This window comes from Aurantibacter crassamenti, assembly GCF_016811105.1.
GTDB lineage: Bacteria > Bacteroidota > Bacteroidia > Flavobacteriales > Flavobacteriaceae > Aurantibacter_A > Aurantibacter_A crassamenti.
The window spans coordinates 202,901-216,098 of sequence record NZ_JAFBGM010000001.1 but is presented as its reverse complement, the minus strand read 5'-3'; the positions used below and the strand labels follow the sequence as shown (position 1 = coordinate 216,098).

11 protein-coding genes are annotated in these 13,198 nt (G+C 35.1%); 3 read left to right on the top strand and 8 right to left on the bottom strand.

Translation table 11 applies throughout. The features are described from left to right. Nucleotides 1–110: 110 nt before the first annotated feature. Nucleotides 111–923, top strand: coding sequence for a DNA/RNA non-specific endonuclease (locus JQC67_RS00895; protein WP_203250983.1), 813 nt, complete (start codon nt 111–113; stop codon nt 921–923). Here the strand turns inward: JQC67_RS00895 and rodA are convergent. The 8 genes from rodA to JQC67_RS00855 form a co-directional block, all read right to left on the bottom strand. Then, entirely contained in the window at nt 920–2,206 is a 1,287-nt protein-coding gene (rodA, locus tag JQC67_RS00890) for a rod shape-determining protein RodA (RefSeq protein ID WP_203250982.1), read from the bottom strand. The two genes, JQC67_RS00895 and rodA, sit on opposite strands and share 4 nt — an antisense overlap. A 2-nt stretch (nt 2,207–2,208) precedes the next feature. After that, a complete protein-coding gene (locus JQC67_RS00885) occupies nt 2,209–4,125 on the bottom strand; it encodes a peptidoglycan D,D-transpeptidase FtsI family protein (protein ID WP_203250981.1) in 1,917 nt (638 codons plus the stop codon). Continuing rightward, the gene (locus JQC67_RS00880; RefSeq protein ID WP_203250980.1) at nt 4,122–4,631 is read right to left on the bottom strand and encodes a rod shape-determining protein MreD; all 510 of its coding nucleotides are present in this window, start codon (nt 4,629–4,631) and stop codon (nt 4,122–4,124) included. Before JQC67_RS00880 ends, JQC67_RS00885 begins: the two co-directional genes overlap by 4 nt. Then, nucleotides 4,624–5,442, bottom strand: a complete 819-nt coding sequence (gene mreC, locus JQC67_RS00875; RefSeq protein ID WP_203250979.1) for a rod shape-determining protein MreC — start codon at nt 5,440–5,442, stop codon at nt 4,624–4,626. The genes JQC67_RS00880 and mreC overlap by 8 nt, the downstream gene beginning before the upstream one ends. A gap of 62 nt (nt 5,443–5,504) precedes the next feature. Then, nucleotides 5,505–6,533: a rod shape-determining protein gene (locus JQC67_RS00870; protein WP_203250978.1), complete on the bottom strand. Its 1,029-nt coding sequence runs from the start codon at nt 6,531–6,533 to the stop codon at nt 5,505–5,507. Nucleotides 6,534–6,599: 66 nt separating this feature from the next. Beyond that, nucleotides 6,600–8,129 carry a bifunctional phosphoribosylaminoimidazolecarboxamide formyltransferase/IMP cyclohydrolase gene (gene purH, locus JQC67_RS00865; protein ID WP_203250977.1) on the bottom strand — a complete coding sequence of 510 codons (1,530 nt, stop codon included), beginning with the start codon at nt 8,127–8,129 and terminating at the stop codon, nt 6,600–6,602. A 94-nt stretch (nt 8,130–8,223) separates the two neighbouring features. After that, nucleotides 8,224–8,679 carry a GAF domain-containing protein gene (locus tag JQC67_RS00860; RefSeq protein WP_203250976.1) on the bottom strand — a complete coding sequence of 152 codons (456 nt, stop codon included), beginning with the start codon at nt 8,677–8,679 and terminating at the stop codon, nt 8,224–8,226. 134 nt (nt 8,680–8,813) lie between these two features. Then, nucleotides 8,814–9,899 carry a hypothetical protein gene (locus JQC67_RS00855; RefSeq protein ID WP_203250975.1) on the bottom strand — a complete coding sequence of 362 codons (1,086 nt, stop codon included), beginning with the start codon at nt 9,897–9,899 and terminating at the stop codon, nt 8,814–8,816. Between the two features lie 225 nt (nt 9,900–10,124). On the opposite strand from JQC67_RS00855, the gene JQC67_RS00850 reads away from it, so the two are divergent. Both JQC67_RS00850 and JQC67_RS00845 read left to right on the top strand, forming a co-directional pair. Further along, entirely contained in the window at nt 10,125–10,541 is a 417-nt protein-coding gene (locus JQC67_RS00850) for an HYC_CC_PP family protein (RefSeq protein ID WP_238934426.1), read from the top strand. A 147-nt stretch (nt 10,542–10,688) separates the two neighbouring features. After that, on the top strand, nt 10,689–13,187 hold the full coding sequence (locus tag JQC67_RS00845) for a heavy metal translocating P-type ATPase (protein WP_203250974.1): 2,499 nt from the start codon (nt 10,689–10,691) through the stop codon (nt 13,185–13,187). The last annotated feature ends 11 nt before the right edge of the window (nt 13,188–13,198 follow it).

Below are 13,198 nucleotides of genomic sequence, written 5' to 3'. Positions count from 1 at the left end.
TTTAATACTCCGCCATAGTTAATGATTGAAGATAACAACCATGTAGCTTCGAATTAAATCTTACCATTAACAACAGTGAACCTGCCAAATATTTCAATTAAATTTGGGTCATGATAAGAAGCGTTAAGAACAAATCAACCTACACTATTTTACTCTTACTGTGTGTAATTGGTTTCTGGTTGTTTGATAATTTTTATACCCCTGATACTTATTCGGTAACATCAAGTGGTGAAAATAGAACTGAAATCACAGACTGGTATTTGCCTAGTTCTACTACAGGTGAAATTGTAAACCATGAACATTATTCGTTTTCTTATAATGAACCGTTTGAACAAGCCGAGTGGGTGGCTTATATGCTAAAAAAAGAACATCTAACTTATGATGATCGAAAGCGCCCTTATTTTATTGAAGACCCTTATGTGAAAACAAAATCTGCCGATTGGCGCAATTATAAAGGCTCTGGTTATGATCGTGGTCATTTGTGCCCAGCTGGGGATCGTCGTTTTTCTAAGCAGGCGTACAATGAAACTTTTTACACGAGTAATATTAGTCCGCAAAATAGAGATTTCAATGCAGGTGTTTGGAATAGATTAGAACAGAAGATTCGGCAGTGGGCGAAAAAATATGACACTATATTTATAGCTACTGGCGGGGTGTTGGAAGATGGTTTGCCTGAAATAGGTGATGAAGATGTTGCAGTGCCAAAATACTATTATAAGATTGTAGCACGCGGTGATCAAAATAATTTAAAGGTTATCGCTTTTTTAATGCCAGGTAAAGAAAGTTCAAAACCATTGCAAAATTTTGCCGTTCCCGTTGATCAAATTGAAAAGATGACGGGAATCGATTTCTTTGAAAAGCTTCCGAATGACATAGAAATTAAACTAGAAAGTAAAGTTGATACATCAGATTGGAAATTCTAGTAACCTTCTTTCATTCTATTGGCATCTAGTTTTAAGAAGATAAACAGTAGGGCTGTAAAACCTAACATACTTGACCCTCCGTAGCTAAAGTAGGGCAGGGGAATACCAATGGTTGGCAGAATACCAATTACCATACCTATGTTAATGAAATAATGTATTAGTAATATTGAAATTACACCGTAACCATACATTCTACTAAAAGCGGTTTTTTGTCGTTCTGCTAGAAAAACTAAGCGTAGCAGCATTATCGTAAATATTAGTACTACTGATGCAGTACCTAAAAAGCCCCATTCTTCGCCTATAGTTGTAAATATATAATCAGAATGTTGCTCGGGTACAAAATTACCTTTGGTACGAGTTCCTTCTAAAAAACCCTTACCATAAATTCCGCCAGATTCAATTGCTTTTTCAGATTGGTAACTATTATAGCCAATGGTTTTCCGAATCTTTTCTAATTTTTGCGGGTCTTTTTCAAGTCGTAACCATAAACTAAAACGATCTCGATGTCTTTGTTCAAAAACATTGTTAAAAACAAAATTGACCGAAAGCGAAAAAACTACGGTTGCAATAATTGCTGTCGTCACGGGTAGAACAGGGACTTTAAACTTTTTCTTTTTTAACATCATAAAAAGTAAAAGTAAAAGTGCTATGCCAATTGCAATCCATACAGTGCCAAACATTAAGGTGGTTACAAATACTAAAATGGCCATTACACCTATGCCTAAATAATATAATGGAAGACCTTCACGAAAAATAACAAAGGTCATTGCAAAAAACACCAATGCACTACCGGGATCCGGCTGTGGAATAATTAAAATGGCGGGTATTAATAGAATAAGAAAGGAGTACCATTGATCCTTTTGTCGCCTAATATCTGTTTGAATATCACTGAGATATTTAGCTAAACCTAACGCAGTGGCAACTTTTGCAAATTCTGAAGGCTGCAGATTAAAAAAACCTAAGTCGTACCATGATGTAGCTCCTGCAATGGTCTTACCAAAGACAAACAAGCCAAGTAATAACACCATCGAAATGATATAAAATAGACTTGAAAATCGTTCATAAAAATTAGGATCAAGACTCAGTAATATTATGGTTGACGCCAAACTAGTCAGTATGAAAAACAACTGCTTACCGTGTAAAGTGCTAAAATCAAAAATTGAAATGTCTGTGTCAGTAAATGTGCTTGAATAAATATTCACCCAGCCCATAAGAACCAAAAGCAAATAAAATAATACAGTAAGCCAATCTATTCTTTTAAGAATACTTCTACCTGTTGCCATACCTATTTATCTTTTATGGCTTCCGTTTGGTATTTTATGGCATCTTTGCTCCAATCGTATTCATTTATTTTAAACTCTTCACCGCTATATGGCTTTGCATATTCACGCTCTAAAGTTCTTTCTAGCATACGTTTTTCAAGGTCCTTTCTTGATATCTCTCCTTTAATATATTTTTCGATTATTAATGAAGCGATATGACCAGCATATCTAGAACCATAGTAGCCATTTTGAATATATACAGCAATAGCTATTTTCGGATTCTTTACAGGAGCGAAAGCTACAAAAACTGAATTGTCAGTAAGTTGTGTTCTAACACTGTCAATTACCATAAAATTCTCAACGGTACCTGTTTTACCTGCAATGTCAATATCTGGAATTTGAACATATCTGGCAGTTCCTTTGTGATAAACATCAGCCATACCCTGCACTACAGGCTCAAAATGTTTTCGATCTATAGTGGTGTTTTTACGTTCAGTAAATTTAGGTATGTCGATATCTTTACCTTCTATTTTTTTTATAATATGAGGGGTGTAATAATGTCCTCGATTTGCAATTGCAGCAGTCATATTTGCTAACTGAATAGGGGTTACATTCACTTCTCCTTGCCCAATAGCATTGGAATACGTGGTTGTTGCTGACCATCTTTTGTCACCCTCACCATACCATTTGTTGTAAAGTTCAGTACTTGGTACACTTCCGCGTCTACCAGTATGTAAGTCGGATCCTAAATAAGACCCTAAACCGAAACTTCTTACATGACCTTCCCAAGCATCCATAGCTTCTGCATTTGAAGGGAATTGCTCAAAAATCTTTTTATAGGCACCTACAAAATAGGCATTACACGATAAATATATACCACTGTTTAGATTTCGAGGGCCTCCGCCGCAATGGCATCCTTTTTTACTTCTACCAATATAAAACCCATGATGACAGGTAAAAGCAGTCGTAGGTGTTACTGCTCCTACTTGCAATGCGATAAGCGCATTAATTGCTTTGAAAGGTGAACCTGGACTTTTTTCAAATGAAATGGATCGATCAAAAGTGGGTTTTGCAATTGAGTCATTATAAAGTCTGGTATAATTTGCAGATCGTTTTCTGCCAACTAATAATGATGGGTCATAAGTTGGGCCAGATATCATTGTTAAAATTTCTCCAGTAGCGGGTTCAATTGCCACAATACCACCCCATTTACCGTGCATTAATTTCTCACCATATTCCTGTAAATCTTTGTCAATGGTGAGCGTAATTTCTTTTCCTTGTTCAGGTAAAACATCTAAAGCACCATCTTTATACTTACCTATGTCTCTATTAAAACGATCTTTTTGAATGTACTGAATACCTTTTCTTCCCCTAAGGGTATCTTCGTAAACAGTTTCAACGCCTGTACGACCTGTTAGCTCACCTTGTACATAATTCGGATTGTTAGCTAAATCACGCTCATTGACTTCACTAATGTAACCTAAAACATTGGCGCCAGCATTGGTGTCGTAATAGCGCAATGAACGTTTCTGAATATAAAAACCATTGTAATGGCGCATTTTTTCTTGAAGACGCGCATAATCTTCTTTTGATAATTGTGGCACTAAAACCGAAGGTAGTCTCGGTGAGTAATGACGTGCCTTAGTAAGTTCCTTTATTAATTTTGGGTATTCTAAATTTAATAGACTACAAAATTCTAAAGTGTCAAAAGCCTTGACTTCTCTAGGAATTACCATGACATCATAAGCAGGATCATTACCCACTAATAGTTTACCGTTACGGTCATAAATATAGCCGCGTTCTGGGTAATCATAAATTCTTTTGATGGCAGGATCATCCGAGAGATCAGGGGTATAACTAAAAATTTGCAAATACGATAGCCTACCGAGAAAAACAATCCCGATAATAACAATGATTGATGAAAGTAAAATTTTCTTCATTCTTTTCGTACGCTAAAAAGTGAACCGAACAATAAACAAAGTACTATTGTGGCTAAGCCATTGGCTACTATTTTCTTGACAATCAACAGAATATTGCCTAAACTGAAGATTTCTAAAGTGAAGAAAAAAGTATGGTGTACTAATATTAATAACGTCAAAAACGTAATTTGTTGTACCCTAGTAGAGTTACCTAAACGAAAGCTTTGAAACTCATAGTTCACGCCAAACACAAAACGCATAATTGTTGGTCTTAAATATGCGATTGTAATTGTTGATGCAGCATGCAAGGCCATGGTGTCTGAGAAAAAATCTATTGAAAGACCAAGTAAAAAACTGAGACCAATAAGTAATGCTCTATTTTCTTTTATAGGATACCAATAGAGAAACAAAATATATACCATCGGATTAATAAATCCGAAAAAATTCAATCTATTGAATACCAAAACTTGCACTAAAATTAATAGTGCAAACCTAATGAAGTTGATAAAGTAATAATTACTAATCATCTGCTTTAGTCTTGGTTTCTAATTCTTGTATTTCTTTTTTATCTGCGTTACTAACAACATAAACATTTTGAATGTTTGTCATGTCATTGAATAAAGTAATATCAATAGTGTAAAAATTCTCTGAAATATCAAGGTCAAACTTTTTAATGGTCCCTATAGGAATGTTTTCAGGGAAAATACTACTCATAGCACCCGTAACAATTGTATCGCCAACTAGTAACGGTACTAACTTGGGTATGTCTATTAACTGAACAACGTTGTAATTCTTAGCATCCCAAACTAAAGAGCCAAAATGATTGGTGTTCTTAATTTTAGCATTGATGTTTGATTTTTCATTCAATATACTTTGTACCGATGCAAATCTATTGCTAGTATTTTCAACAATACCCAAAATACCATGGTCTGTTATGACACCCATGTCCATTTTAATGCTGTCTTTTTCACCTTTGTTTATGGTAATATAGTTACGAAGATCGGCGTAACTATTTTTGATAATTTTTGCCGACGTAATGGTATAGGTACGCTGAATAGAATCAAGTTTAAGCGTGTCTTCTAAATCGTAATTAAAAAGTAAAGATCTTAGTCTTTTGTTTTCATCTACAAGTGCTTTGTTTTCTTTCTGAAGTTCAAAATATGATGATACTCCATGAGAAGCATTATAAATATTTCCTGAAATCCAATTTGAAGAATTGAAAAATCGCGACTGATGATACGAATGTGATTGAATAGTGAAACCTAAAGATATAATCAACAACAAGATATACAAGAGAAAATTCTTGTTTCGTATTATAAAGTTGATGATTTGCTGCATTCACTTGGTCTTATAAATTAGTCCCAGATGTGGATTTCGAAATGTTCTACTGCACCCGAAGACTACTTGATAAGGATGCTTTTATATCGGTCCAAGTTTTTTAAGGCAATACCTGTACCTCTTACAACTGCTCTTAACGGATCTTCAGCTATATACACTGGTAAATCTGTTTTCTGAGATAACCTTCTGTCTAAACCACGAAGCATAGATCCTCCACCAGCTAAGTAAATACCGGTATTGTAAATATCTGCTGCTAATTCAGGTGGCGTTTGCGAAAGGGTTTCCATAACCGCATCTTCAACTCTAAGAATTGATTTGTCTAAAGCTTTTGCAATTTCTCTGTATGAGATTTGAACCTGTTTTGGTTTACCAGTTAATAGGTCTCTACCTTGAACTGATTTTTCATCAGGTGGTGACTGTAAATCTTCAGTAGCAGATCCTATTTCAATTTTTATGTTTTCTGCAGTACTTTCACCAACATATAAGTTGTGTTGTGTACGCATGTAATAGATAATGTCATTGGTGAAAACATCACCTGCAATCTTCACAGATTTGTCGCAAACAATACCCCCTAAAGCAATTACTGCAATTTCGGTAGTACCACCGCCTATATCAACAATCATATTACCTTTAGGCTGCATAATATCTAAACCAATACCTATAGCTGCTGCCATTGGTTCATGAATTAAATAAACTTCTTTGCCATTTACACGCTCTGCTGATTCTTTTACTGCTCGCATTTCTACTTCAGTAATACCAGAAGGAATACAAATTACTAACCGAAGTGCTGGTGGAAACCATTTTTTCTTTAATGCAGGAATGTTCTTTATGAACATCATTAACATTTTTTCTGAAGCATCAAAATCTGCAATTACACCATCTTTGAGCGGACGAATTGTTTTAATGTTTTCATGTGTCTTACCTTGCATCATGTTGGCTTCTTTACCAACTGCAATAATTTTACCAGAAATACGATCTCTGGCAACTATTGATGGACTGTCTACAACGACTTTGTCATTGTGAATGATGAGGGTGTTCGCAGTACCTAAGTCGATAGCGATTTCCTCGGTCAAGAAATCAAAAAATCCCATTTTAATTTGTTTGGTTTCGTTACTTCAGTTAGAGTGGGGTGTATTTCGTCGACAAAAGTAATGAAATTAATGCTTGAAATGACGTGTACCTGTCATTACCATAGACACTTTATTTTCATTACAATAATCTATACTTAATTGATCTTTAATAGATCCGCCCGGCTGTATAACGCTAGAAATACCACTTTTATTGGCTATCTCTACACAATCTGGGAACGGAAAAAATGCATCACTTGCCATTACAGCTCCTTCTAAGTCAAAATTAAACGATTTTGCCTTGTGAATAGCCTGGTTTAAGGCATCTACACGTGATGTTTGCCCTGTGCCACTAGCACATAATTGTTTGTTTTTAGCAAGAACTATAGTGTTACTTTTAGTGTGCTTACAGAGTTTTGAAGCAAATATTAAATCTTCTATTTCACTTGCGGTGGGCGCTAATGTTGTTGCGTTAACTAAATCAGCTTGGGTGTCGGTTTTATGATCTTTTTCTTGCAACAACATTCCGTTTAAACAAGTTCTTACAATCATTTCAGGCATTGCAACCTCTTTTTGAACTAAAATAATTCTGTTCTTTTTGCCTTTTAATATTTCAAGTGCATCAGCACTAAAACTCGGGGCTATTACAACTTCGCAAAATAATTTATGTATTTCTTCAGCTGTTGGTTTGTCAATTTCTTTATTGCTAATTAGTACGCCTCCAAATGCAGAAACAGGATCACCTGCTAAGGCATCAACATAGGCTTGGTGTAACGTATCACGTTGTGCCAAACCACATGCGTTGTTGTGTTTTAAGATGGCAAATGTGGGTGCGTCATTTTTAAATTCTCCCATCAAGTTAACCGCAGCATCAACGTCTAATAAGTTGTTGTACGAAAGTTCTTTTCCATGCAGTTTTGAGAACATTGCATCAAAATCACCAAAGAAAAATCCCTTTTGATGTGGGTTTTCACCGTAGCGTAATACTTTACCATTCGTCTCGCTTACTTTCAACGCAGCCAAATCATGGTTTTTATTAAAGTAGTTGAAAATTGCTGTATCATAATGTGATGATACATTGAACGACTTGGCTGCAAAACGTTTGCGATCTTCAAGTGAGGTGCTTCCGTTACCAGAAGTAATTAGTTCTAATACTTCTGAATAATCTTCCATAGAAGAAACACAAAGTACATCTTTGAAATTCTTAGCAGCAGCACGAATTAATGAAATACCGCCAATATCTATTTTTTCAATAATATCTTCTTCTGATGCGCCACTTGCAACTGTTTTTTCAAAAGGATATAAATCAACAATCACGATATCTAATTGTGGAATTTCAAATTCCGCTAATTGAGCAACATCACTATCGTTGTCTTGACGATTTAAAATACCGCCAAAAACTTTTGGGTGTAATGTTTTTACACGACCTCCAAGAATTGAAGGATAACTTGTAACATCTTCAACAGGTACAACATCAATACCTAAATCTTTAATGAACTTTTCAGTACCACCTGTAGAATAAATGGTAATGCCGAGTTCTTGAAATTTTCTTACAATTGGTTCTAATCCATCTTTATGGAAAACTGAAATTAGGGCCGAGGTAGCTTTTTTGGTGCTCATTATTGCGTGTATATGGATTGTGGGTTACAGACTGCAAAAGTAATTTTTTTAGCTGTTATTGTATGATGAGGTTATCAACAAAAATGCTAAAGTTTTAAACTAGTATTTCTGCTACCTTTTTATTGACAAACTCTAAGAACCGTTCGTCTTGCTCAGAAAATGGGTCTGCGGTGTTTGAATCGATGTCTATTTGGCCAATATTTTCACCATTTACAAACAACGGAACAACGATTTCAGATTTTACACTAATGCTGCAAGCAATGTAGTTGTCTTGTGCTTGAACATCAGGTACTACAAAGTTTTCATTGTTTAGGGCTACCTGACCACAGATGCCTTTTCCGAAGGGAATAATAGTATGGTCTGTTGGTGCGCCAGCATAGGGTCCGAGTTTTAATTCTTCTTTAGCGCCATTTTTAAAATAGAAGCCAACCCAATCATAATAAGTCACATTTTCTTTTAATAATTGGCATATGGCCAATAATCGCTGGTCTACTGTCATAGTATTATTATTTATAATTTCTATGACCTGTGCCTTTAGTTCTTCAAACATTTTTTTTGGCAAAAATAATTGATTTAAAAGATTCGATTGTCTTCGCTTCTATTTAGTATTTAAAAATTATCAAAAAAAAAAAAAAAGAGACGTCATATAATGACGTCTCTTTCAATACTAAAATATAGTTTTATTTATGGCTGTATTTTCACATCAAAAACGATATAATCGTTTGTGTTGAAACCAGCTTCAATCTCAGTAATTTTAATTAGTCCTTTCTTTCCGTAATTGTCAACAAATTCAATTACATCATCAACTGCAAGTGCACTAATGCTCTGAGCTTCTGATGTTACAATAACATCAAGAGCACCGGATAATAAAACAGCGTCAAAATCAGCCGCTACCATTGTTGATGTTTTGAAATATGCCTCGTTCAAGGTTTCGTTTTCAGCATCATCTTCTTCAGAATCAGGTACAAGACCTTCAACTGGAAAACCGAATGAAACATTATAAGTAGACGTAGAAGCGAAAGATGCTTGATTGTCTTTGTAATAGTAACCAAAATCCCAGAATGCTCTGAATTCAGGGCCTTCGTTAATTTGGTATACATTTTCGTCTAACAAAGAGAAAAATGTTTTTGTTGTACCGTCTTCAGCGGGAGCAAATAACTTAACACCTGTAATTTCTCTTACTTCTGCAGTTGGGTTTGTACCCGTACCAACAGTTACTGTAATTGTACCTACACCTAAAGCTAAACGCTTAGTTGGGTCTCTAAAATCACCTTTACCTGTGGTAGTCCAAAAGCTATATACAATAGTACCGTTATCTACATCTGGTACTGGAAGATTAAATGTGAAGTCAATTTCTTTTTTATTACTACCATCTAAATCAATTGAGCCGTCCGCTTTTAAAACTTTGGTTAGGTCTGTATCATTTAAATTAAAGTTGTTAAATGGCATATCACCTTGACCAGAAATGTTCTGAGTAATGTACATTCTTCGTTGTGAAGTGGCATCTGAAGTAAAGATTACTCTACCCGGTACTGCTGTACCTACTTCACCGCTTGCGCTTGCTGTTACCATATTGTTTGTAGGCGTAGCTTCATCGTAAATTATTGTTGCTACTTCTTCAGTCTGTTCTTCGCCATCACCATCATCGCCACCACCTGTATTTCCGGTATCAAATACGGATCCGTCATCAGATGAACAACCCACCATAAAAAGGGTTAGCATGAAGGCCATGAAGCCTATTTTTAAAGGGGATTTTAATTGCTTTTTCATAAAATAATTAAGTTAAGAGTTACTATTTTTTATTTGAATTATAGATAAATTGTATTAAAAAGTCCATCAACTACTCATAACTGCTTTTTTTTAAAAAAAGTATGTAAAAACGAAATTGTTTCTCATTACATTTTTAATGCGCCATATTAGGGTACTAATGAAGCTAATATTTCGTTAAAGAGATATGCATAATTCGTGTCACATTTATTATTATGTATTTTTGTAATGATGAAGGAGTTAATTCATAGATTTTTTGCGGTTGCTATGGCAATGTTATTATTGGCTTCTACGGTTTCGTGGACTGTCAGTAAACATTACTGTATGGGTCGCTTGATGGATGTTGCACTTTTTACGCATGCTGAAGATTGTGGCATGCAAATGCTGAATTCTGATAGCTCTACACCAATTGCAAATGAAGATTCATGCTGTGCAAATGACTTTATTATTGTAACCGGTCAAGACGAATTAACGATTACTTTTAATGACTTAAAATTAGATCAACAGTACTTTTTGGTCTCATTGGTTCAGTCATATATAAATATACTTTATGGTGATACTGAACTTTCAGTACCTATTAATCACTATCCACCACCACTTCTAGTTAAGAACCTTCAACTTCTTGACGAAGTTTATTTAATTTAAGATTTATTGTTTTATTTGGCTGTGCTAGCACATCTAAAAGCTATTTTATACATAGCTCAGATAGCTGTAGGTATTTTGTTTAGATGACTACAAACTATTTAAATGGTTTGCATTTTTATGTGAATTACAATAAATCTTAAAAAAATCATGAAACATACATATACAATAATTGGCATGAGCTGTAATGGCTGTCGTTCGCATGTAGAGGCAACTTTGAAAAAGGTTGATGGGGTTCGCGATGCCTTTGTGAATCTAGAGAAAGCGAATGCTGAAATTGAAATGGAACATCATATTCCTATTGAAAAATTTCAAGAAGCATTACAGAATGATGGTGGCGCATATGAAATTGATGTACTTGCGAAGTATACGCATCCTCCAAAGAAAAAAAATGTTAAACAAAAAGCTGGTGTTAAAGGTACATTCTATTGCCCTATGCATTGCGAAGGTGATAAAATCTATGATGAATCAGGTGATTGCCCTGTATGTGGAATGGATTTAGTAGAAGAACTAACTGCTTCAACTACAAATAGTCAATATACATGCCCAATGCATCCTGAAATAGTAACGGATGAATTTGGACCTTGCCCTATTTGTGGAATGGATTTAGTTCCTTTAAAAGCTGACGTGTCTGCAGAAGAAAAGAACTATAAAAAGCTACTGAAAAAGTTTTGGATAGCACTTGCTTTTACACTTCCCATTTTTCTAATTGCAATGTCTGAAATGATTCCGAATAATCCATTATATGACATTTTGGATATGAGGTATTGGAATTGGATTCAATTACTATTGTCATTACCTGTTGTTTTTTACGCAACTTGGATGTTTTTTGAACGTGCATATAATTCCATCAAAACATGGAACTTAAACATGTTTACACTCATTGGTATTGGTGCGGGTGTAGCTTGGTTATTTAGTGTTTTCGGAATGGTATTCCCTGATTTTTTCCCTGCTCAATTCAAAACTGAATCAGGTACAGTACATGTATATTTTGAAGCTGCTACTGTAATTTTAACCTTGGTTTTAATGGGGCAATTATTAGAAGCTCGGGCACATAGCAAAACGAATTCTGCAGTAAAAGAATTATTGAAGCTAGCACCCAATAAAGCTTTTCGTATTGTAAACGGTCAAGAAGAAGTTATAGTAATTGATAAAATTGAAATTGGTGATTTACTTCGTGTTAAACCTGGAGATAAGATTCCGGTCGATGGAGTTTTAACTGAAGGTGAGAGCTTGGTTGATGAATCAATGATTTCTGGAGAGCCAATACCAGAACAAAAAATGGTTGGCGATCAAGTACGATCCGGTACCATTAATGGTAAACAATCTTTTGTGATGAAAGCTGAAAAAGTTGGTGCTGATACCTTGCTTTCTCAAATTATTGAAATGGTTAATCAGGCTAGTCGTAGTCAAGCTCCTATTCAGAAATTGGCAGATAAAATCTCAGGTTATTTTGTTCCTGTAGTAGTTCTCATTTCTATAATTACGTTTGTTGTTTGGGCTGTGTTTGGCCCTGATCCTGCCTATGTTTATGCTTTGGTAAATGCAATTGCTGTATTGATTATTGCATGCCCTTGTGCTTTAGGTTTGGCAACGCCGATGTCAGTAATGGTAGGGGTTGGTAATGGAGCTAAAAATGGGGTGTTAATTAAAAATGCCGAGGCTTTAGAGAAAATGAACAAAGTAAATGTTTTGATTATTGATAAAACGGGTACTATAACTGAGGGCAAACCATCAGTAGATAAAATAGTAAGTACGTTGGCAGATTTTGATTCGACCAAAGCTATTCAGTATGTAGCAAGTCTTAATCAAATGAGTGAACATCCGCTTGCGGAAGCTACTGTAAAATATGGAAAACAAAAGGATGTAACGTTTTTAGATGTTTCAGATTTTAATTCAATTACCGGAAAAGGCGTAACAGGTACAATTAATAATAGCCAGGTATCTATTGGGAATAAGCAGATGATGGAAGAAGTGAAGGCTATTATTTCTGACGAATTGCATCATCAAGTTTCTCATGAGCAACAACAAGGTAAAACAGTCTCATATTTGGCTATTGATAGTGTAGTTGTAGGTTTTGTTACGATCACTGATAAAATAAAAGTGACAAGTAGACAGGCTATCGAGCAACTTCAAGAAAATGGAATTAAAGTAATAATGCTAACTGGTGATAATCATAATACAGCTAAAGCTGTAGCGAATGATTTAAATCTTAGTGATTTTAAAGCTGAAATGCTTCCGCAAGATAAGATGAACGAAGTAGCACGATTGCAAAATGAAGGGTTTGTAGTGGCTATGGCCGGAGATGGTATAAATGATGCCCCTGCCTTGGCTAAAAGTGATGTGGGTATCGCTATGGGTACAGGTACTGATGTCGCAATTGAAAGTGCAGCAATTACTCTGGTGAAAGGTGACCTACAAGGTATTGTTAAAGCCTATAACCTAAGTTCAAATACGATAAAAAATATAAAACAAAATCTATTTTTTGCCTTGGTCTATAATACAATAGGTGTGCCTATTGCAGCTGGTGTACTTTTTCCATTTTTTGGAATATTACTATCACCTATGATTGCAGCTTTAGCTATGAGTTTTAGCTCTGTTTCAGTTATTGCAAATGCTTTACGCTTACGAGGAGTAGATCTTAATTAGTAGATAAAAAT